This window comes from Mycobacterium sp. P7213, from assembly GCF_900604305.1.
Taxonomy (GTDB): domain Bacteria; phylum Actinomycetota; class Actinomycetes; order Mycobacteriales; family Mycobacteriaceae; genus Mycobacterium.
Genome location: NZ_UWOA01000037.1, coordinates 20,927 through 40,974, shown reverse-complemented (window position 1 = coordinate 40,974; position 20,048 = coordinate 20,927). Strand labels below are relative to the sequence as shown.

General features: G+C 67.4%; 22 protein-coding genes. 8 read left to right on the top strand and 14 right to left on the bottom strand.

Features of this window, described 5'->3' with window-relative positions; translation table 11 throughout:
* Window positions 1-24: 24 nt before the first annotated feature.
* The gene (locus EJK91_RS14975; protein ID WP_125079314.1) at window positions 25-255 is read left to right on the top strand and encodes an Rv1893 family protein; all 231 of its coding nucleotides are present in this window, start codon (window positions 25-27) and stop codon (window positions 253-255) included.
* A 14-nt stretch (window positions 256-269) separates the two neighbouring features.
* On the opposite strand, the gene recX is transcribed toward EJK91_RS14975, so the two are convergent.
* The 3 genes from recX to EJK91_RS14960 form a co-directional block, all read right to left on the bottom strand.
* Window positions 270-809, bottom strand: a complete 540-nt coding sequence (gene recX / locus EJK91_RS14970; protein ID WP_444850824.1) for a recombination regulator RecX — start codon at window positions 807-809, stop codon at window positions 270-272.
* Window positions 766-2,919 carry an intein-containing recombinase RecA gene (gene recA, locus EJK91_RS14965; protein ID WP_125079312.1) on the bottom strand — a complete coding sequence of 718 codons (2,154 nt, stop codon included), beginning with the start codon at window positions 2,917-2,919 and terminating at the stop codon, window positions 766-768. Before recA ends, recX begins: the two co-directional genes overlap by 44 nt.
* 199 nt (window positions 2,920-3,118) lie before the next feature.
* The gene (locus tag EJK91_RS14960; protein ID WP_125079311.1) at window positions 3,119-4,339 is read right to left on the bottom strand and encodes an oxygenase MpaB family protein; all 1,221 of its coding nucleotides are present in this window, start codon (window positions 4,337-4,339) and stop codon (window positions 3,119-3,121) included.
* A gap of 71 nt (window positions 4,340-4,410) precedes the next feature.
* Here EJK91_RS14960 and EJK91_RS14955 point away from each other — a divergent pair, with 71 nt between their 5' ends.
* Window positions 4,411-5,061, top strand: coding sequence for a TetR/AcrR family transcriptional regulator (locus EJK91_RS14955; protein ID WP_024441205.1), 651 nt, complete (start codon window positions 4,411-4,413; stop codon window positions 5,059-5,061).
* On the opposite strand, the gene EJK91_RS14950 is transcribed toward EJK91_RS14955, so the two are convergent.
* Together EJK91_RS14950 and EJK91_RS14945 are read right to left on the bottom strand one after the other, a co-directional pair.
* On the bottom strand, window positions 5,052-5,246 hold the full coding sequence (locus EJK91_RS14950; protein WP_024441206.1) for a DUF3046 domain-containing protein: 195 nt from the start codon (window positions 5,244-5,246) through the stop codon (window positions 5,052-5,054). The genes EJK91_RS14955 and EJK91_RS14950 overlap by 10 nt on opposite strands.
* A gap of 9 nt (window positions 5,247-5,255) precedes the next feature.
* Entirely contained in the window at window positions 5,256-6,428 is a 1,173-nt protein-coding gene (locus tag EJK91_RS14945) for a glycosyltransferase (protein WP_024441207.1), read from the bottom strand.
* A gap of 42 nt (window positions 6,429-6,470) precedes the next feature.
* On the opposite strand from EJK91_RS14945, the gene EJK91_RS14940 reads away from it, so the two are divergent.
* Both EJK91_RS14940 and EJK91_RS14935 read left to right on the top strand, forming a co-directional pair.
* The gene (locus EJK91_RS14940; protein WP_024441208.1) at window positions 6,471-6,917 is read left to right on the top strand and encodes a limonene-1,2-epoxide hydrolase family protein; all 447 of its coding nucleotides are present in this window, start codon (window positions 6,471-6,473) and stop codon (window positions 6,915-6,917) included.
* A gap of 10 nt (window positions 6,918-6,927) precedes the next feature.
* Window positions 6,928-7,350, top strand: a complete 423-nt coding sequence (locus EJK91_RS14935) for a DUF5313 domain-containing protein (protein ID WP_036457371.1) — start codon at window positions 6,928-6,930, stop codon at window positions 7,348-7,350.
* Here the strand turns inward: EJK91_RS14935 and pspM are convergent.
* From pspM to pgsA, 4 genes are all read right to left on the bottom strand, one after another.
* Window positions 7,347-8,183 (bottom strand): phage shock envelope stress response protein PspM, encoded by an 837-nt coding sequence (gene pspM / locus EJK91_RS14930; RefSeq protein ID WP_125079310.1) that lies wholly within the window; start codon window positions 8,181-8,183, stop codon window positions 7,347-7,349. The genes EJK91_RS14935 and pspM overlap by 4 nt on opposite strands.
* A gap of 4 nt (window positions 8,184-8,187) precedes the next feature.
* On the bottom strand, window positions 8,188-9,012 hold the full coding sequence (gene pspA, locus EJK91_RS14925; RefSeq protein WP_024441211.1) for a phage shock protein PspA: 825 nt from the start codon (window positions 9,010-9,012) through the stop codon (window positions 8,188-8,190).
* Window positions 9,013-9,117: 105 nt separating this feature from the next.
* On the bottom strand, window positions 9,118-9,468 hold the full coding sequence (gene clgR / locus EJK91_RS14920; RefSeq protein WP_024441212.1) for a transcriptional regulator ClgR: 351 nt from the start codon (window positions 9,466-9,468) through the stop codon (window positions 9,118-9,120).
* Window positions 9,469-9,562: 94 nt separating this feature from the next.
* Window positions 9,563-10,150, bottom strand: coding sequence for a CDP-diacylglycerol--glycerol-3-phosphate 3-phosphatidyltransferase (gene pgsA / locus EJK91_RS14915; RefSeq protein ID WP_081654471.1), 588 nt, complete (start codon window positions 10,148-10,150; stop codon window positions 9,563-9,565).
* A gap of 55 nt (window positions 10,151-10,205) precedes the next feature.
* On the opposite strand from pgsA, the gene EJK91_RS14910 reads away from it, so the two are divergent.
* Complete coding sequence (locus EJK91_RS14910; RefSeq protein WP_444850823.1) at window positions 10,206-10,730, top strand: amino-acid N-acetyltransferase; 525 nt, start codon at window positions 10,206-10,208, stop codon at window positions 10,728-10,730.
* 6 nt (window positions 10,731-10,736) lie between these two features.
* Here EJK91_RS14910 and EJK91_RS14905 read toward each other — a convergent pair whose 3' ends face one another.
* The gene (locus EJK91_RS14905) at window positions 10,737-11,246 is read right to left on the bottom strand and encodes a DUF421 domain-containing protein (RefSeq protein WP_024441215.1); all 510 of its coding nucleotides are present in this window, start codon (window positions 11,244-11,246) and stop codon (window positions 10,737-10,739) included.
* Window positions 11,247-11,428: 182 nt separating this feature from the next.
* Here EJK91_RS14905 and EJK91_RS14900 point away from each other — a divergent pair, with 182 nt between their 5' ends.
* Window positions 11,429-12,793, top strand: coding sequence for a wax ester/triacylglycerol synthase family O-acyltransferase (locus tag EJK91_RS14900; RefSeq protein WP_046301276.1), 1,365 nt, complete (start codon window positions 11,429-11,431; stop codon window positions 12,791-12,793).
* 6 nt (window positions 12,794-12,799) lie between these two features.
* On the opposite strand, the gene EJK91_RS14895 is transcribed toward EJK91_RS14900, so the two are convergent.
* Window positions 12,800-15,376 carry a DNA translocase FtsK gene (locus EJK91_RS14895; RefSeq protein ID WP_125079309.1) on the bottom strand — a complete coding sequence of 859 codons (2,577 nt, stop codon included), beginning with the start codon at window positions 15,374-15,376 and terminating at the stop codon, window positions 12,800-12,802.
* A 134-nt stretch (window positions 15,377-15,510) separates the two neighbouring features.
* Between EJK91_RS14895 and EJK91_RS14890 the strand changes: the two genes are divergently transcribed.
* Both EJK91_RS14890 and EJK91_RS14885 read left to right on the top strand, forming a co-directional pair.
* Entirely contained in the window at window positions 15,511-15,825 is a 315-nt protein-coding gene (locus tag EJK91_RS14890; protein ID WP_046301277.1) for a putative quinol monooxygenase, read from the top strand.
* On the top strand, window positions 15,822-16,655 hold the full coding sequence (locus tag EJK91_RS14885; protein WP_125079308.1) for a mycofactocin-coupled SDR family oxidoreductase: 834 nt from the start codon (window positions 15,822-15,824) through the stop codon (window positions 16,653-16,655). Before EJK91_RS14890 ends, EJK91_RS14885 begins: the two co-directional genes overlap by 4 nt.
* A 9-nt stretch (window positions 16,656-16,664) precedes the next feature.
* On the opposite strand, the gene EJK91_RS14880 is transcribed toward EJK91_RS14885, so the two are convergent.
* The 3 genes from EJK91_RS14880 to thyX form a co-directional block, all read right to left on the bottom strand.
* Window positions 16,665-18,341, bottom strand: a complete 1,677-nt coding sequence (locus EJK91_RS14880; protein WP_024441220.1) for a ribonuclease J — start codon at window positions 18,339-18,341, stop codon at window positions 16,665-16,667.
* Between the two features lie 7 nt (window positions 18,342-18,348).
* Window positions 18,349-19,197, bottom strand: a complete 849-nt coding sequence (gene dapA / locus EJK91_RS14875; protein WP_231383997.1) for a 4-hydroxy-tetrahydrodipicolinate synthase — start codon at window positions 19,195-19,197, stop codon at window positions 18,349-18,351.
* Window positions 19,198-19,282: 85 nt separating this feature from the next.
* Entirely contained in the window at window positions 19,283-20,047 is a 765-nt protein-coding gene (gene thyX, locus EJK91_RS14870) for an FAD-dependent thymidylate synthase (protein ID WP_024441222.1), read from the bottom strand.
* Window position 20,048: the final 1 nt, after the last annotated feature.

The window sequence follows — 20,048 nt, the reverse complement described above, 5'->3', positions numbered from 1 at the left end:
GACAGCTAACGACAGGAGACTCGGATGGCCATCACCCCCAAGGACGCATTCAACGCTGCGCGCGAAATCGCCGCACACGCCGTCGAGAAGGCCTCGGACATCGTCGAGGACGCCGGCGACATCATTCGTGGGGACATCTCCGGTGGAGTCAGCGCGATCGTCCAGGACTCCGTTGAGATCGCCACGCACGCCGTCGAACGGACCAAGGAAGTCTTCACCGGCACGGACGCGGCCGAGGACTCCGAAGAGGTCTGAGCCGGCCCCTCACCTCACACCCGGCGGCGCTCCCGTTCGGCGGCCAGCTCGGTGCTGACCACGTCGTAGGCCATCGACGGGCTGTAGCCGCGCCGAGCCAGCATCGCCACCAGCCGGCGGGTGACCTTCACGTCGTCATCGCCGAGTGCCTCGCGGCGTAGCTTGGCATGCACCAACTGCTCGGCGCGGTCACGCTCGGCGCCGGCGTCGATGCCGGCCAGTGCTCCGGCGATCACGTCCTCGTCGACACCTTTGGTGCGCAGCTCAGCGGCCAGCGCCTTGCGGCCCTTGCCCGCGTGCTCGCGCCGGGACCGCACCCACTGTTCGGCGAAATCGGCGTCGTCGATCAATCCGGCGGTGGTCAGTCGGCCCAGCACCCGGTCACTGACGTCGTCGGGATAGCCGCGTTTGGCCAGCTGGCCGGCGAGTTCGGCGCGGGTGCGCGCCCGGGCGGTGAGCAGGCGAAGKCACWGTGMCTTCGCCTGCTCCTCACGCTTCGGTTCGGAGGGCTCAGAAGTCGACGGGAGCGGGCAGGACATCGTCGGCCAAATCATCGGTCAGCACGGCACCGATGCCGAGCTTCTCCTTGATCTTCTTCTCGATCTCGTTGGCCACGTCGACATTGGTCAGCAAGTAGTTACGGGCGTTCTCCTTGCCCTGCCCCAGCTGTTCGCCGTCGTAGGTGAACCAGGAACCGGACTTGCGGATGAAGCCCTGGTCCACACCCATGTCGATCAGCGAACCCTCACGGCTGATGCCGCGGCCGTAGAGAATGTCGAACTCGGCCTGCTTGAACGGCGGCGATACCTTGTTCTTGACCACCTTGACCCGGGTGCGGTTGCCGACCGCGTCGGTGCCGTCCTTGAGGGTCTCGATCCGGCGGACGTCCAGGCGTACCGAAGCGTAGAACTTCAAAGCCTTTCCACCCGTGGTGGTTTCGGGGCTATTGTGCACCATCACCCCGTCGGCGAAGTAGTTGTGCGAGCCCTCGACCTCGATATCGAAACGATCCATCTTTTGGTAATCGGTCTTCGATTCAATCTCTGTGACGCGGGCCGGCATCAGCTGCATCGTTTGTTCCACGAACTGCGGCGCTACCGCGCCATATCCGCGAAACCGAGGCAACAGCTTGTACCCCATTGATGGAGCCATATACGGCGCCACCAGCTCTTGGAACTTCGCGGATGCCTCAGTGGAGAACTGCAGCACCGCTTTGCCGGCCTTTCCCGGATAGCGCAATTTCACGTCCAGCCCGTAGTTGTCACGCAGGTAGTCGCAAAGCCGCTCCCGCGTTCCTTCCGTCATGGCCTCGACACAGATTTCGATTCGTCCACTGCCGCCGGCGGTACGTTCCTGCAATCCCTTGGAGCGCACGGTGAATGAGCCGTCATCCATGTACCAGATGGCCAACGATAGCGGGGTGAGCGCCTTGAGGTAGTCCTCGGAGAGGAACTTCTTGCCATCGCCGAGGTAAACCGCACTTCGCAATTCGTGCAGTTCCGCGAGAGGGGTGAAGTCGGCAAACACTGCGCCCTTGCTATTGACAGTACGACTGTGCGGAATGTTCCCCAGCAGGGAGACCTTCCAGTCGAGATATTCCGACTGCTTCGCCGCATGCCCCATACGGAGTCGTGCACTCTCTGAACCATGCCGAACTGGCGAGGACAAGCAGCCATCGCCCATCAGTGAGCCCAGTACGACTTCCCACTGCTGATCGCTCAGCAGAGCCGGCTGAGCCAGCATCACACGGTCACCAACGCAGATGTCTTCAGCTTCTCGCCAACCGCCAGGAGTTCGGATGAGGTGGTTGCGGGTCATCGCCAAGCTAGCGTGTCCACGCCCCGTTCCGCCCCCTGCTCGATCAACCTTGAAGTGCAAAAATTCTTCGGTCTTACCGTTGTTGAACCAGTTGATTACTCGCCGTGGCTCGATACGCCCCGTTTCAAAGTCATAGGACAAGACCTCGACATCCATCTTCTGATTCACAATCTTGCCGAGCTTTTCCGTCGACCCGTCAGCCAGAGTGACATTGGTGTACCAGGATCCACATCCGAACATCACCCCGATCTTCTCCCGCAGCTGGTTGATGAAGATGGCGGTGGTGCCCGAATTGTTCAGTGCGCCGGTCATCTTCCGCAGCGCCTGGCTCATCAGCCGGGCCTGCAGACCGACGTGGCTGTCCCCCATCTCGCCTTCGATCTCCGCGCGCGGCACCAGGGCGGCCACCGAGTCGATGACCAGGATGTCCAGTGCGCCGGAGCGGATCAGCGTGTCGGCGATCTCCAGCGCCTGCTCCCCGGTGTCGGGCTGGGACACCAGCAGTGAATCGGTGTCCACGCCAAGCTTCTTAGCGTATTCCGGGTCCAACGCGTGCTCGGCGTCGATGAACGCCGCGATGCCGCCGGCGGCCTGGGCGTTGGCCACCGCGTGCAGCGCCACGGTGGTCTTACCGGAGGACTCTGGGCCGTAGATCTCGACGACCCGGCCCCGGGGCAGGCCGCCGATGCCCAACGCCACGTCCAGGGCGATCGAGCCGGTCGGAATGACCGAGATCGGCTGACGCACCTCGTCTCCGAGGCGCATCACCGAGCCTTTGCCGAAGTTCTTGTCGATCTGGGCCATCGCCAGTTCGAGTGCTTTTTCGCGATCGGGCGCTTGCGCCATGATGCCTCTCCTGTGGTTCGGTAGTTCGGTAGTTCGGTTGACCGGTTCTCGGTCGGTTGGCCGTGACGCTAGCGACGGGGTCTGACAGACCCGCAGGCCGCCGAACGAACTGCCTCCACAGTAGGCGAACGAATGTTCGAATCAAGTCCGACACGCGGCGTGTCGGCGTGTCGACTTTCGCCGCGCGGTTAGGTCACTGCTAGGCCACCGCCATGACGTGCGCGGAAGCCCCGATCGTGGTGTCTGCGGCGCCCATCATGGTGCGCATGAACGCCTCTTGCTCGCGCCGCCCACGCCGCCCCGCGCGATCCAGCCCACCAGGCAGGGTCAGGGCCGCGGCGCTGCGGGCCAGGTTCACCGGCAGCCGCAGCAGCGGGTACCACGGCAGCACGAAGGCCGGCAGGCCCAGCTTGCGCATCGTGCGCGGCCCGAGAAAGCTGCTGGTCAACGACAGATGCTGGGCGCGCGCGATACGGCGCCGCACGCCGGTCATGGCACGGAACTGCCATTCCAGCGGATCGTCGGCCATCGGAGCCGCCAGCTGTTTGGTGGTCTCGTCAGGGGCGGAGAGCGCACCGAGGGTCTGATAGAGGATGCGGATGCCGTCCCGGAAGCTGCTGGGCAGCCAGTCCTCGCGGACCCCCATCAGCCAGCCGACATAGCTGGTCAGGTGCGCAATATCCTCCAGTTCGCTCGGCGACATCACGATTCCCAGCGCCAGCCCGCCGGCCGGTGGAGCGATCAGCGCTCCCACCAGGGTGGCGGCCATGTCGGTCTGATTGACCGGCAGACCCCATTCGTCACTGCGCCAGTCCGGCAGCGCGGCCACGTGCCGACGCACGTACTCATGGATCAGCCGGACCCGGATGGTGGCCTGATAGCCGACGCCGAGTGGCTCCAGTCCCCCTTCGGCGCTGACGTCCAGCGCCCATTGCAGTGTCTCGGCGAAGCGCTTGTTCGAGCCCTTCTCCAGCACACCGGTGCGCAACAGCGTTTTGTTGAACGAGGAGAACTGGTAACCGCCGAGGAACGACACGTCCCGGGCGATGTAGGTGCCGTCAGCCCCGCCACGGCGCAGAGCCCGCTGGCCCCGCCGTACCCGAGCCAGATCGACCCAGTCCGGAATCGGCTCGAACTCGCCGAAGAATTCCTGCAGCGGCGCAGGTGCGTCCGGCACGCTGTCCAGACCGTGGGCCAGTATCTGCTCGAACAGCGGGCGCGCGTCCTGAGCCTGCGACATCCACTCGACCAGTCGCTGCATCGGTTCGTCTCCGGCAGTCAGGTCTTCGCCGATCTTGCGCCACCGCTCGGGCGTGGGTTTGGCGATCGCCAACGCGGTCGCCAGCACGCGAATACTGACCGGAACGGCACCGGGTCCAGCGGGGTGACGGGTGGGGACGGTCAGCGCGGATGCGTTCATCGGGCGGCCTCCAGCGTCATTTTGGACAACAACCGTATTCCGAATCTACGGCCGCTAGTAGGGTGATGTCAATGAAACGCCCTGAGGTGGTGCGTGACTACGGCGGAATCAGCGCGGTGGACCGCCGCGCCGAGCGCCGTAGCAAGCTGCTGGCCGCCGGGCGCCAGATCTGGGGTGAATCCGGCATCGGCGAGGTCACGGTCCGCGGCGTCTGTACCGCGGCCGGGCTCACCCCGCGCTACTTCTACGAGCAATTCCCCAGTCGCGACGCGCTGTTCTTCGCGGTCTCCGACGACGTCCGCGACCAGTTGCTCGAAGCGATGGTCACCGCCGGTATCGGCGACCCCGGCACACTCGCCGACAAGCTGCGGTCCGCGCTGACCGCATTTCTCGACCTCATTGCCGCCGACCCCTGCATCCACCGCATCGCCACCAGCGACCTGTCGGCGATCCCGGGACTCAACGAGCACCGTGCGGGCATCCTCGACATGATCACCGATGCGATCGTCGAACATGCCCCCGGCGTTCTCGACGGTCAGAATCTCGCACCGCAAGAACTCCGCCGCGGTGCCCTGTTCATTGTCGGCGGCGTCAACCAGATCATCGAAACCTGGCTCGCCGATCCGGTCGAGACCACGACCGAGCTTGCCGCGATCTGCTCAGACCTCTCCGTCGCCCTGGTGCGCAGCATCGTGGCCCGCAGCGATCAGTCTCACCACTGATCGCGCGGCACGTCGAAGTCGGAGCACAGCGCCCACCACACATCACGAGGCTCCACACCGTCCTCGATGGCCTGCGCCGCGGTCCGTCCGCCCACCGCGGCCAGCACGTGATCTGCCAGTACCGAGGCGCCATAGGCGGTACCGAAACGCATCGCGACCCGTTCGTGGAATTCGGTCAGGCGCACACACCCAACCTACCCAGTGCCTGACAGCGCCTGGTGGCACACCCGTACCGGATCGGCGACGTCGGCGGCCGTGACCGCAGCCCGCCGCGCGGCATCGCGATAGCCCGGCGACGCCAACACGGCGCCCACCGCGTCCGCCAACGCCGGCCCGGTCAACGGCCGGATCAGCCGCCCACTGCCTTGGCGCACCACGCGATTGGCGATCTCCCACTGGTCGCCGCCGCCGGGCACCACCACCAGCGGCACCCCCGCCAGCAGCGTCTTGGCGACCATGCCATGCCCGCCGCCGCAGACGACCACGTCGGCGTGCGTCAACAGCTCGTCCTGGCGCCCCAACCCGGCGACAGCCCACGACGGCAGCTCCAAGGGTGCACCGCCCAGCCGCGACACCGCCAGCCGGGCGCCGTCGGGCAGGCCGGCACCGGGCACCAGATGCTCCACGGCGAGCTCGGCCAGCCCGGCAGCTCCGGTGGATGCCGTAGACGGCGCCACCACCACCAGCGGGCCCGAACCCGGCGGCACGGCCAGCACCTGCTCGGTCGGCTCGAAGTGCAGCGGCCCGACGACAACGGCCTCCGCGGGCCAGTCCGGCCGGGGCACCTCGAGCGCGGGCAGCGTGGCGATCAGGCGCCGCAGCGGCCCGGGGTCGTCACCCGGCAGACCGATACCCACCCGCGCTTGGGCGCGCTGGCGCAAACCGCTGCGCACCGACCGTGCCGTCAACGAGCGCATCAGCGTGTCCCGCAGCCGGCCGCGCACCCCGGTGCCCGGCGCCAGCCCACTGCCGATCGGCGGCAGCCCCTTCGACGGCAGGTACAACGGGTGCGGACTGAGTTCAACCCAGCCGATGCCGAGCAGCTCGGCGGCCATTCCCCCACAGGCCGTGATGACGTCGGAGACCACCAGATCCGGCGCCAGAGCCCGCAGCTGATCGCGGTTTTCCACCGCCATCCGCGCCGCCCGGTAATGCAGCTTCGCCCCGTCGTCGGCGTCGTCATCGGCGGCGGTGGGATCGAGCCCCAGCAGCTCCGCGGCGTCCACCCCGGCGGCCCGCGCGGTATCGAGCCACTGCACCCCGGTCAGCAGCGTCGGCGTGTCTCCGGCCGCCGCGAAGCGCTGGCACAGGGCGATCGCCGGGAACGCGTGACCGGGATCTGGCCCGGCAACCACTACGACTCGCATCGGCCTACCGTGCCACAGCCCCACGGGCCTAGGGTGGCAGGCATGACCGAACTGACTGGCCAGCCGAACGCTGTCGAGGCCACCGCCAACATCCGCATCGTAGAGACCTTCCTCGAAGCCCTGCGCGATGAGGACCTTGACACCGCGGCGGCGGCCCTCGCCGAGGACGTGGTGTACCAGAATGTCGGACTGCCGACCATCTACGGCCGCAGCGCCACCATCCGGGTGTTTAAGCGGATGGCCGGCCGGGCGGGCTTCGACGTGAAGATCCACCGCATCGCCGCCGACGGCTCGTCAGTGCTCACCGAGCGCACTGACGTGCTGACGTTCGGACCGCTGCGCCTGCAGTTCTGGGTGTGCGGGGTCTTCGAGGTGCATCACGGCCGTATCACGCTGTGGCGCGACTATTTCGACTTCCTGGACATGTTCAAGGCGACGCTGCGGGCGGTGGCGGCCACCGTGTTCCCGGCACTGCGGCCGACGTTCTAGGGTCAGCTCTGTGCGTCAAGTTTCAAAGCCTCAGCGCCCCAGCCCGATCCAATACCTCCGGTACTGCTACGGGCGCCCGCTGCCCCCCACGCTGCTGGACTGGGTCCGCAATGACCTAGCGGGCCCGGGGGCCACCGTCCGGATGATCATGCGCGCCGTCGTGCCGACGACCCTGATCCTGATCCCGTTCTGGTTCTTGCCGGCGGACTTCATGACGCACTTCACCATGACGTTTCCGATCTGGTTCATGGTGATTCTGTTCGCACACGCGCTCAACAAGGTGTGGCGCACGCACATGCTGCGGATGCACGGCCTGAACCCGGAGCTCGCCAACGCACGTAAACGCGAGCGCGACGCCCACATTCACCGGGCCTACGAGGAACGCTACGGACCGCGACCGGAATCGGTCGATCAGCGCAGCGACGACATCTAGACGACCCGGGGCAACTCGGCCAGTTCGTCGAAGGCCTGCGCCCAACCCAGCATCTTCTCGGTCGCACCGGCCAGCTCCTCGCGGTAGCGTCGCTGCGACATCGGGGAATTCGCCGGATCGCCGGCCGACGTGGTCGAGCCGTCGTTCGCCGACGCCACCAGTTGCGCTGCGGCAGTGACCATCTCGTTGTACTGGCGTACACCGGCGCTGAGCTGAGCGGTAAACGCGTTGATCGTCGGCACCAGATACTGACGGGACTGCACGCTGTGCTGCACGGCACGCTCCATGGACACCACCTCAGCGGCGGTGGCCGCCATGGTGGACGCGGCGCGGTTGACCGCGGCCGTAAGTTCGGTGATCTCATCGGCGGGCAACAGCCGGCCCCGCTCAAGCACACCCAGTAGCGAGACCATCCCCCGCTCGGAGGCGCCCAGCGCGTACATCGCCGGCCGGGCCGCCGACCCGGGCGGCGGCAGGCGCCGCGCCGCGGTGGAGCGCACAGCCGGCAACGGCGCCGCGCGCAGCCAGCGATAGCGCAGCAGCAACAGCGTCGCCGGCGCGGAGGCACCCGCGGCCACCAGCCCGGTGATCAGCAACACCCACACCGGCGTCGACCACGACGCCAAAACGGCGGTCGCCAACGTCCAGAATCCGCACGTGACGGCGAAGAACAGGCCCAGCCGCAGCGCCCAACGGCGCTTACGCAGCATCCTGGCCCTCGGGTCGGCGATGGCACCCAGCTTGTCGGCGAGCAGGTCGGCGGCCTCACTGGCTCGGTCGACGACACGCTGCAGCAGTGGGTGCCGTGCGCTACCTCCCAGTGTCGCGGCCACCTGACTACCGTCCCAGCGGATTCTCGGGGGTGGGGTTGGTGCCAGATTGCGGGGTTGCCGGAGTGGCCTGGCCCGCGGCGGTGGTAGAGCCACCCGCCGGCAGCGACTCGCCCCGCATGGACGCCCGGATCTGCTCCAGCCGGGAATGACCGGCCATCTGCACACCTGCCTGCTCGACCTCGAGCATCCGGCCCTGCACCGAGCCCTGCGCCAACTCGGCTGCCCCGATCGCATTGGCGTAACGCCGTTCGATCTTGTCGCGCACCTCGTCGAGGCTGGGAGTGGTTCCGGGAGCAGCGATCTCGCTCATTGAGCGCAGCGAGGCGCTGACCTGCTCCTGCATCTTGGCCTGCTCAAGCTGGCTGAGCAGCTTGGTGCGCTCGGCGATCTTCTGCTGCAGCACCATGGCGTTCTGCTCGACGGCCTTCTTGGCCTGCATCGCCGCGGACAGCGCCTGGTCGTGCAGCGCCTTGAGGTCTTCCACGCTCTGCTCGGCGGTGACCAGCTGGGCGGCGAACGCCTCCGCGGCGTTGTTGTACTCGGTGGCCTTCGCGGCGTCGCCGGCGGCTGTGGCCTGGTCGGCCAGGGTCAGGGCCTGGCGCACGTTGACCTGGAGCTTCTCGATGTCGGCCAGTTGCCGGTTCAGACGCATCTCCAACTGCCGCTGGTTGCCGATCACCTGCGCCGCCTGCTGGGTCAGGGCCTGGTGCTGACGCTGCGCCTCTTCGATCGCCTGCTGGATCTGCACCTTGGGATCCGCGTGCTCGTCGATCTTCGAGTTGAACAGCGCCATCAAGTACTTCCACGCCTTGACGAACGGGTTGGCCATCAGTCAGCTCCGTCTGCTTGTTTCCAGTGTTGTGGCTCTACCGCCGGTACCGGTGATCAATTTATCGGGTCGACGGTGCTCGGGTGGGTGTTCAGCCCGGGCGCGTCACGCCGAGGCTACCGATGCCAGCGTCCGAATCGGCGGGATCACCACCTTGGTGCCGGCGTCGATGCGGGTCACCTCGCCGCTGCGGGCGTTGCGCACTGCCAGTTCGGCCCGCTCGGCCTGCGCCAGCCGGGTTCCGGCGTCGAAGAGCACCGTCGACAACGGGATCCGCAACGCCGCGCAGATCGCGTTGAGCAGCTCGCTGGACGCTTCCTTGCGGCCCCGTTCGACCTCCGAGAGGTAACCCAGACTGACTCGCGCCGCGTCCGACACCTCACGCAGCGTGCGGCCCTGAGAGGTCCGGGCTTGACGCAGCACCTCACCGACCGACTCCCGCAGCAATGTCGTCATCGTGCACTCCCCTCACGGGTCAACCTTGGAAAACCGAACAGTCACCAAGGTCAACGTGCGCGGCACCCGAATGGGTTCCCGGATTCGGCAGTTTTCATGCGGCGCCGCGCAGGTCGGTCACCGCCGAAACGATGTAGTCCAGGCCGGTCAGTACCGTCAGGACCACCGCCGCGGTCATCACCGTCCAGGCCGTCACCAGCCAGGGACCTTGCAGCGGCAAGACGAGCAGGCCGATACCGACCGCCTGCACCAGGGTCTTGAGCTTGCCGCCGCGGCTGGCCGGGATCACCCCTCGGTGCAGCACGGCGAACCTGAGCAGGGTGATCCCGATCTCGCGGACCAGAATCACCACCGTCACCCACCACCACAGGTCGCCCAGCATCGACAGGCCGATCAGCGCCGCGCCGATCAGCGCCTTGTCGGCGATCGGGTCGGCCAGCGTGCCGAACTCGGTCACCATGCCGTAGTTACGGGCCAGGGCGCCGTCCAGCCGGTCGGTGATGATGGCAACGGCGAAGATGACGAATGCCGCGATACGGGTCTTGGGATCGTGGCCGCCCTCGGCGAACAGCGCCAGCAGGAAGACCGGGACCAGCCCCATCCGCATGACGGTCAACGCGTTCGCGAGGTTGACCACGGGGACATGCGTCACCGCTGGACCGGTCTTTGGCTGTCCCGACACGGAGGTCAGAATATCTGTTGCCCTGCCCGAAATGAGAAACCGATACTGTGCAGCTGTGAATCTTGCGGCAGATCCACCGGCGGGGCAGCCTGTGGTCCGGCGTGCCCGCACCTCGGACGTCCCGGCGATCAAGCAGCTGGTGGACGTCTATGCCGGCAAGATCCTGCTGGAAAAGAACCTGGTGACGCTGTATGAGGCGGTCCAGGAATTCTGGGTTGCCGAGGACGCCGATCAGCAGGTGGTGGGCTGCGGCGCGCTGCATGTGTTGTGGTCCGACCTCGGCGAGGTCCGCACCATCGCGGTGGACCCGACCCTGACCGGTCGCGGTATCGGACACGCGATCGTCGACCGGCTGCTTCAGGTCGCCCGCGAACTGCAGTTGCAGCGGCTGTTCGTGCTGACCTTCGAGACCGAGTTCTTCGCCAGCCACGGCTTCACCGAGATCGACGGCACGCCGGTGACCGCGGAGGTGTTCGAGGAGATGCAACGCTCCTACGACGTCGGTGTGGCCGAATTCTTGGACCTGAGCTACGTCAAGCCCAATACCTTGGGCAACACCCGGATGTTGCTGGTCCTCTAGCCTCCCCTAGTCACTGACGAGATCGCGTGCCCGGCGGGGGGCGCCGATGAGAAAACTGAACTGTCCGTCGGATTCCATCCGACCCTCACGGACTACCGACAGGTCGGCGATCCCCTGTTTGCGCGCCTGCTCGCGGACCTGCTCCTCGGTGATCATCTCTTTGCGCATATTGGCGTAGAGGAAGGCGCCGTCGTAGATCACCAACAGCGGCCCCGGTCGCAGGACCCTCGCCACCGAAGGCCAGCGGTGCGCCATCCAATTCAGCAGGTAGGACCAGCCGATGATCACCCCGACCAGCAGGATGCCGTCACTGATCGATCGGTAGCCACCGGCCATCCCGTTCTGCGCCGCGTCGGCGATCAACACCACGACGATGAGATCCGTGATGCCGTTGGTGCCTGCCTCGCGTTTCAGTACCACCCGCAGCAGCGCATATATCGCGATGTAGATGACGGTTCCGCGGATAAAGATCTCCGAGGGCGGGGTATCGAAAGCGAAAAGTCGTGCCCAATCCACGTGGCGAGATTACGCGCGATTCCGGCCTGGGAAAACCGCTGGTGTCCGGTCCGTATCCGGTCCGTGTCCAGCATGTGTCTGGTGGGTGCCACGGCCGCCGAAACCGGGGACTTCCGGCCCTGCCGCGCGCCGGCGGAACAGGAGATAGTGGTACTGACAGTTGCAGACAACTGGAGGTAGCCGTGGCCGAGTACCTGAGCCCCCTGAACGCCGGCTTTCTGGGCGTCGAGGATTCCGACCACAACGTCAGCATGGCCACCGGAACGCTGGCCGTCCTACACGGTCCGGTTCCCGACCACGCCTCGCTGCAGACAACGCTGGCCGAACGCCTGCGCGCCTGCCCGCGGTTCGGGCAGCGCCTGGTGCGCCATGCTTTGGACCTGAGCGCACCCGAGTGGGTGGACGACCCCCACTTCGACCTCGCCCACCACATCGGCCGGGTAGCGGCGCCCTCCCCCGGCGGAGACGCCGAACTGCACACGGTGGTTGCCGACGTGATGTCGTGGCGGTTGGACCGCAACCGTCCGCTGTGGGAGATCTGGGTGATCAGCGGTCTCAGCGGTGACAGGTGGGCGCTGCTGATGAAGGTGCACCACTGCATCGCCGATGGCACTGCGGCCGCACACATGCTGACCGGCTTGTCCGACAACGGGTTCGCCCATTTGGCGGCCCACGCCGCCGCGGCGCCGCGCGAAGCGGCGCAGCCCCCGCGCAGTCGGCCGGTGCTGGACCTCAACCCGGTGCATTGGATGTACAACCTGCGCGGCGCGGTGGAACTCGCGACCGGCTTGCTGCAACCGAGTGCGTCGTCGCTGAACGGTCCGATCACCAGCCGCCGCCGCTACAGCGCAGCACGGGTTCCGCTCGGCGACATCGAGCAGGTCTGTCGGGTCTTCGATGTGACCGTCAATGACGTGGTGCTGGCAGCCCTGACCGAGAGCTACCGCGACTTCATGATCCGTCGTGGCCAAGTGCCCCAATCCGATTCGCTACGCACTCTGATACCCGTTTCGGCCGGCTCTGCCGATGCGCCGGGCAATCCCGACAACCGGGTGTCGTTGCTGTTGCCGCGTCTGCCGATCGAGGAGTCAAACCCGGTCAAGCGGTTGCTGGCCGTGCGCTCCCGGCTGGCGCAGGCCAAAGCCGGCGGGCAGCGGCACGCCGGACGCGCGATCATGTCGGCCGCGGGCCTGCTGCCCGTCGCATGGTCGGCTTGGGCGGCCCGGTTGCTCGGACAGGTCCACCAGCGCGGCGTGGTGGCGTTAGCGACCAACGTCCCCGGCCCGTCAGAACCGTTGCAGATCATGGGGTGCGACGTGGCCGCGGTGCTGCCGGTACCGCCGATCGCCATGCAGCTTCGCACCGGCGTGTCGGTCCTCAGCTACGCCGGGGAACTGTTCGTCGGGATACTGGCCGACTTCGAGTTCGCTGCGGTCGACGAACTGACCCGTGGGTTAGAGGCCGCGGTGGCCCGGCTGGTGGCACGCAGCAAGCGGCGCAAGCCGTTGCGCGACTGGCATGGTCTGGCCTTGGTGCACAGCGCGTAACCGCGACTAGAACTCGTCGTCGCCGTCGTCGTCGGGGGCGGCGCCGCCGCGGATCAGCATCAGCGTCGCGGCCAACTCATCGGGCTTGACCAGCACCTGCCGGGCCTTAGAGCCCTCGGAGGGGCCGACGATGTCGCGGGTCTCCATCAAGTCCATCAGCCGGCCCGCCTTGGCGAAGCCGACCCGCAACTTTCGCTGCAGCATCGAGGTGGAACCAAACTGGCTCGACACCACAAGTTCGACGGCCTGAAGGAAGACATCCATGTCGTCGCCGATGTCGGGGTCGACATCGGCCCGGTCGCCGCTGGGCTTCACGACGGTGACGCCCTCGGTGTACTCGGGCTCGGCCTGGTCCTTGCAGGCGCTGACGACGGCTTGGATCTCCTCGTCGGAGATAAACGCCCCCTGCAGCCGGATCGGCTTGTTGGCGCCCATCGGCAGGAACAACCCGTCGCCCATGCCGATCAGCTTTTCGGCGCCCGGCTGGTCGAGGATGACGCGGGAATCGGTGAGCGACGACGTGGCGAACGCCAGCCGGGACGGCACATTGGTCTTGATCAGACCGGTGACGACGTCCACCGACGGCCGCTGAGTGGCCAGCACCAGGTGGATGCCGGCGGCGCGGGCCTTCTGGGTGATCCGCACGATCGCGTCCTCGACGTCGCGCGGTGCGGTCATCATCAGATCGGCGAGTTCATCGACGACCGCGAGGATGTAGGGGTAAGGCCGGTAAACCCGTTCACTGCCCAGTGGCGTGGTGATCTCGCCAGAGCGGACCTTGTCGTTGAAGTCGTTGATGTGGCGCACCCGGGACGACTTCATGTCCTGGTAGCGCTGCTCCATCTCCTCGACCAGCCAGGCCAGCGCCGCGGCTGCCTTCTTCGGTTCGGTGATGATCGGGGTGATCAGGTGCGGAATGCCTTCGTACGGCGTGAGTTCCACCATCTTCGGGTCGATCAGGATCATCCTGACCTCTTCGGGGGTGGCGCGCGCCAGCAGCGACACCAGCATCGAGTTGACGAAGCTGGACTTACCCGAACCGGTGGAGCCGGCCACCAGCAGGTGCGGCATCTTGGCCAGGTTGGCGCAGATGAAGTCACCCTCGATGTCCTTGCCCAGTCCGATCACCAGCGGATGGTGATCGCCGCGGGTGGACGGCGCGGTCAGCACGTCGGCCAGTCGCACCAGTTCGCGGTCGGTGTTGGGCACCTCGATACCGACGGCGGACTTGCCCGGGATGGGGGCCAGCATCCGCACACTCTCGGTGGCCACCGCGTAGGCGATGTTGCGCTGCAGGGCGGTGATCTTCTCGACCTTGACTCCGGGCCCCAGCTCCACCTCATAGCGGGTGACGGTGGGACCGCGGGTGCAGCCGGTGACCGCCGCGTCGACTTTGAACTGCTCCAGCACCGAGGTGATCGCATCGGCCATCTGGTCGTTGGCGGCGGTGCGCGTTTTCGGCGGGTCCCCGGCGACCAGCAGACTCAGCGCGGGCAGCGTGTAGGGGCCCTCCACCACCCGGTCGAGGACGACTGTGGCGTCGGTGGGTTTGGCCGACTTGGGTTCCTTCGCGGCCTTTCGGCGCACGGGTTTGACCGGGGGCGCCGGCGCGGGGGGCTCTTCATCGAGCGGGTAGTTGTCCAGCGGGGTGCGTGATTGCCAGTCCGGGGCGTCGTCGACTCGAGCGTCCGGATCGAGGGTGCCGAACCGGCTGGTGCCGCCGGCCTGGTTGCCGACTCCGGTCTCGCCGGCGTCGACGTCCTCGGCGCCGTCGTAGTCCTGGTCGTCGTCGTAGTCGTAGTCGTCGTAGTCGTCGTAATAGCCGTCGTCGTAGTCGCCGCGGAACATCGTTCGCAACGTCTCGGGCGCCTCACGCAGGGTGGTCCCGGTCAGCAACAACACGCCGAACAGCACACCGATGCACAACAACGGCGCGGCGATCCACGCCGTGAGTCCGTCGGCGAGCGGGCCGCCGATCGCGAACCCCACAAAGCCGGCGCCATGCAGACGGCCGTCGGGGCTCTGCGGTGCCCCCGACCACAGGTGCCACAGCCCCAGGATCGGCAGCCCGATCATGGCCGATCCGAGGATTAGCCGGGGCCGGTTCTCCGGGTCGGGTTCGGTGCGCATCAGCAGCACGGCGCCCGCGGCGGCCAGCAGCGGGAGCAGCACCACCGCTCCGCCGATCACGGCGCGCAGACCGGTGTCGATCCACGCCCCGACCGGCCGGGCGGCATCCAGCCAGCAGCTGGCGGCGGTCACCACGGCAAATCCCAGCAGAGCCAGCGCGATGCCGTCGCGGCGATGGCCGGGGTCGATGTCGTGGGCGCGGCCCACCGAGCGTGCCGCGCCGCCAGCACCCTTGGCGACCATCAGCCAGGTGGCGCGGGCGAGGCGTCCGCAGGCCATCCCGAGCGCCACCGGAGCCGAATGCTGCCGGGTGGAGCGGCGCGGCTTGGCTGCCGGGCGGGACCGAGCGGGCCGCGAACCACCCTTGGCGGTGGCCTTGGAACCGGCTTTTGCCCTGGTCGTTCGGGTACCGGAACGCGCGGGAGCCCTACTAGCAGCGGTCTTACTAGCCATAGCGGCAAGCCTAGTCGCAATTACCCCATCTGCACCATAAGCCACACTGGCCCCGACGGATCGGTTCAGGGCGCATTGGGCCACAGGCTGGGTAGGGTGACCGGTGAATCCCCTACCTGCCAAGGAGTCGCAATATGCCCGTGGTCGTCGTCGCCACCTTCGCCGTCAAGCCGGAATCGGTCGAGGCCGTCCGCGAGATCTGCACCAAGGCGGTGGCACAGGTGCACGAAGAACCGGGCTGCCAGTTGTACTCCCTGCACGAGGCCGACGGGTCGTTCGTCTTCATCGAGCAGTGGGCCGACCCCGAGGCCCTGAAGGCTCACTCGACCTCGCCTGCCTCCGGCGAACTGTTCGGCAGCCTCGGCGAGCACCTGGCCGGCGCGCCCGAGATCAAGCTGCTCAACGCTGTACCGTCGGGCGACCCGGCTAAGGGCCAATTGCGGCCGTGACGTCCCGACCCTCGGACGGTGCCCTGCGCGGGAAAGTCGCGCTGATCACCGGCGCGGCCCGCGGCCAGGGCCGCGCCCATGCCCTGCGACTGGCCGCCGACGGAGCCGACATCATCGCTGTCGACCTGTGCGAGCAGATCGACAGCGTGCCCTATCCGCTGGCGGACGCCGAGGACTTGGCGGCCACGGTCAAGCTGGTCGAAGACACCGGCGCGCGCATCGTGGCCCGCCAGGCCGATGTGCGTGATCAGGTGGCGTTGGGCGCCGCAGTGCAGGCCGGCATCGACGAGCTGGGCCGGCTGGACATCGTGGTGGCCAACGCCGGCATCGCCCCGATGGCCGCGGCCGACGGCTGGCACGACGTCATCGACGTCAACCTGACCGGGGTTTACCACACCATCGAGGCCGCGATTCCGACGATGATCGACCAGGGCGACGGCGGGTCGATCGTGCTGATCAGCTCGGCCGCCGGCCTGGCCGGCATCGGCAGCCACGATGCCGGGGCCATCGGTTACACCGCGGCCAAGCACGGGCTGGTAGGACTGATGCGGGTCTACGCAAACCTGCTGGCGCAGCACAGCATTCGAGTGAATTCGGTGCACCCGGCCGGAGTCGACACCCCGATGATCAACAACGACTACGTCCGGGGTTGGCTGGCCGACCTCGCCACCGCGACAGGTACGCCACCGGACATGGGCAATGCGCTGCCGGTTCAGGTGCTGGAACCGGAGGACATCGCCAATGCGGTGGCCTGGCTGGTATCCGATGCGGCCCGCTACATCACCGGCATCACCTTGCCCGTCGACGCCGGGTTCATCAACAAGAGGTAGCCCGTCGGCTCAGACCTCGATCACCGTCGGCACGATCATCGGCTGACGCCGGTAGACCTCGCCCACCCACTTGCCCACCGTGCGGCGCACCGCCTGAGCGATCCGGATCGGATCGGTGACTTGCTCTGCGGCAAGTGATTCCAACTCGGCCTCGACCTTGCGGGCCGCCGGCTCCAGCGCCTTGGGGTCTTCGGAGAAGCCGCGCGAGTGCAGGTACGGCGGCGCAACCGGCTTGCCCGTCCCACGGCGCACCACCACCGTGACCGCGACGAATCCGCTGGACAGGATCAACCGCTCCCCCAGAGTCGCATCGCCGACATCGCCGTCGACGAGCCCGTCGACGAACATCTTGCCGGTCGGCACAGCCCCGGCGATGCGTGCCTGACCGGCGATCAGGTCCACACTGACCCCGTTCTCGGCCAGCAGAATGGATTCCTCCGGCACCCCGGTACGGACGGCCAGCGCGGCGTTGGCGCGCATCATCCTCCAGGTGCCGTGTACCGGCATCACGTTGCGGGGCCGAATCCCGTTGTAGAGGAACAGCAGTTCGCCGGAGTAGGCGTGCCCGGAGACATGGACGCGCGCCTGGGCATTGGTGACCACCCGGGCACCGATCTTGGCCAGTGCGTCCATCACGCCGTACACGGCTTCCTCGTTGCCGGGAATCAACGACGACGACAACACCACCAGATCGCCGGCGGTCAGCGTGATGGACCGGTGCTCGCCTCGCGACATCCGTGACAGCGCCGACAGCGGTTCACCCTGAGTACCGGTGGTGACCAGCACCACCTTCTCCGGCGGCATCATCTCGGCTGCGCCGATGTCGACCAGATCCGAGTCCGCCACCCGCAGGAAGCCCAGGTCCTTGGCGATGCCCATGTTGCGGACCATCGACCGGCCGACGAACGCGACTCGTCGGCCCAGCGCGACCGCGGCGTCGACGATCTGCTGGACCCGGTCCACGTTCGAGGCAAAGCAGGCCACGATCACCCGGCCCTCGGCGCCGCGGATCAGCCGGTGCAGGGTGGGGCCCACTTCGCTCTCGCTGGGACCGACACCGGGAATCTCGGCATTCGTCGAGTCGCAGAGGAACAGGTCCACGCCCTTGTCGCCCAGGCGCGACATCCCGGGCAGGTCGGTGGGCCGCCCGTCCGGGGGCAGCTGGTCGAGCTTGATATCGCCGGTGTGCAGCACGGTCCCCGCGCCGGTGTGGACCGCGATCGCCAGTGCGTCCGGGATGGAGTGGTTCACCGCGAAGTACTCGCATTCGAACACCCCGTGGGTGCTGCGCTGGCCTTCGGCCACTTGGACGAAGACGGGCTTGATGCGGTGTTCCCGGCACTTGGCCGCGACCAGGGCCAGGGTGAACTTCGAACCGACCACCGGGATGTCGGCCCGCAGTTTGAGCAGGAACGGGATGGCGCCGATGTGGTCTTCGTGGGCGTGGGTCAGCACCAGCGCCTCGACGTCGTCGAGCCGGTCTTGGATGTGGCGAATGTCCGGCAGGATCAGGTCGACGCCGGGCTCATCGTGGCCCGGGAAGAGTACGCCGCAGTCGATGATCAGCAGCCGGCCGAGGTGTTCGAAAACGGTCATATTGCGGCCGATTTCGCTGATACCGCCGAGCGCGGTGATGCGCAGGCCGCCTTCGGTCAGCGGACCCGGCGGGGAGAGATCGTCAGTCACCCGCGCCTCACCCGAGGACGGACGCGGCGCGCATGTCAATGGCGAGTTCGTCGACCTCGGCGGCGGACGCCGGGACCATCGGCAACCGCGGGTCGCCGGCCTCGAACCCCTGCAAGCGCAGACCGGCCTTGACGAAGGTCACCCCGCCGATGCGACCCATCGCGTTGGACAGCGAGGCGATCGAGACGTTGATCTTTCGGGCGGTTTCGACGTCGCCGGCCGCGAAGGCGGCCAGCATGTCGCGCAACTGCGCGGCCGCGAAGTGCGAGATCACGCTGACGAATCCGGTGGCGCCCATGGCCAGCCACGGCAGGTTGAGGGCGTCATCGCCGGAGTAGTAGGCCAATCCGGTCTCGGCGATGATCTGCGCTCCGGCGTGCAGATCCCCCTTGGCGTCCTTGATCGCGACGATGTTGGGGTGTTCCGCCAGTTCGAAGATGGTGTCCGGTGCGATCGGCACCACCGAGCGAGCCGGGATGTCGTAGAGCATGACCGGCAGCGCGCTGGCGTCGGCGACGGCGGTGAAGTGCGCCAACAGGCCGGCCTGCGATGGACGCGAGTAATACGGCGTCACCACCAGCAGGCCGTGCGCGCCGACCCCGGCGCAGGCCTCGGCGAGGCGCACGCTGTGCTCGGTGTCGTTGCTGCCGGCCCCGGCGATGATGCGAGCACGGTCACCGACCGCCTCGACCACCGCACGCAGCAGCGTGAGCTTCTCGTAGTCCGCGGTGGTCGGCGACTCGCCAGTGGTGCCCGAGATCACCAAACCGTCGCAACCGGCGTCGATGAGGCGATTGGCCAGGCGCACGGCGGCATCGGTGTCCACCGAGCCGTCCGCGCCGAAGGGGGTCACCATGGCGGTCAGCACGGTGCCGAACTGCGCCCTGGCGTCGAATCCGCTGCTGCTCACGGCCCCAAGATTACCTGGCCCCCAGAGTTGCTCAGACCTCGGTGGCGAGCGGGCTGGTCGCGACTTCGGTGCCGTCGGCCAGCGCGCTGATATGGAAGTCCCCGAACGCCGCCGGAGCCACGTCGGTGAGCTGCCGCAGGCACTCGACGGCCAGCCGGCGGATCTCGACATCGGCGTGCTCGCTGGCCCGCATCGCGATGAAATGCCGCCAGGCCCGGTAGTTGCCCGTCACCACAATGCGGGTCTCGGTGGCGTTGGGCAGCACGGCACGAGCGGCCTGCCGGGCCTGCTTGCGCCGCAGCGCCCCCATGGTCTCGACGGCCTGGCCCGCCGCGAATTTGGCTTCCAGCCGGGCCAGCAGTTCGACGTAGGCGGCGCGACTGGCGTCTGCGGCGTCGGTGAGGATCTGCTGAAGTTCGGGATCGTCCTCCATGCCGGGAGGAACCACGACCCGCGAGTCCGGCTCCGGCACGTACCGCTGCGACAGCTGGGAGAACGAGAAGTGCCGGTGCCGGATCAGTTCGTGAGTGGCTGACCGGGAGATGCCGGTGATGTAGAAAGTCACCGAGGCGTGCTCCAGCACCGAGAAGTGCCCGACGTCGATGATGTGCTGCAGGTAGCTGGCATTGGTGGCGGTTCGCGGGTTGGGCTTCGACCAGCTCTGGTAGCAGGCCCGACCGGCGAACTCGACCAGTGCCGCCCCACCGTCGGCATCGGTACTCCACGGCACGTCCGGCGGCGGAGTGAACTCGGTCTTGGCAATCAGTTGCACGCGCAGCGGCGCCGTCTCGGCCACA

Excerpts from the sequence above, each read along its gene's own strand:
- EJK91_RS14975 (WP_125079314.1), top strand. The coding sequence starts at position 25 with ATGGCCATCACCCCCAAGGACGCATTCAACGCTGCGCGCGAAATCGCC.
- recA (WP_125079312.1), bottom strand. The coding sequence starts at position 2,919 with ATGGCGCAAGCGCCCGATCGCGAAAAAGCACTCGAACTGGCGATGGCC.
- EJK91_RS14960 (WP_125079311.1), bottom strand. The coding sequence starts at position 4,339 with ATGAACGCATCCGCGCTGACCGTCCCCACCCGTCACCCCGCTGGACCC.
- EJK91_RS14955 (WP_024441205.1), top strand. The coding sequence starts at position 4,411 with ATGAAACGCCCTGAGGTGGTGCGTGACTACGGCGGAATCAGCGCGGTG.
- EJK91_RS14945 (WP_024441207.1), bottom strand. The coding sequence starts at position 6,428 with ATGCGAGTCGTAGTGGTTGCCGGGCCAGATCCCGGTCACGCGTTCCCG.
- EJK91_RS14940 (WP_024441208.1), top strand. The coding sequence starts at position 6,471 with ATGACCGAACTGACTGGCCAGCCGAACGCTGTCGAGGCCACCGCCAAC.
- pspA (WP_024441211.1), bottom strand. The coding sequence starts at position 9,012 with ATGGCCAACCCGTTCGTCAAGGCGTGGAAGTACTTGATGGCGCTGTTC.
- clgR (WP_024441212.1), bottom strand. The coding sequence starts at position 9,468 with ATGACGACATTGCTGCGGGAGTCGGTCGGTGAGGTGCTGCGTCAAGCC.
- EJK91_RS14895 (WP_125079309.1), bottom strand. The coding sequence starts at position 15,376 with ATGGCTAGTAAGACCGCTGCTAGTAGGGCTCCCGCGCGTTCCGGTACC.
- EJK91_RS14890 (WP_046301277.1), top strand. The coding sequence starts at position 15,511 with ATGCCCGTGGTCGTCGTCGCCACCTTCGCCGTCAAGCCGGAATCGGTC.
- dapA (WP_231383997.1), bottom strand. The coding sequence starts at position 19,197 with ATGGTGACCCCCTTCGGCGCGGACGGCTCGGTGGACACCGATGCCGCC.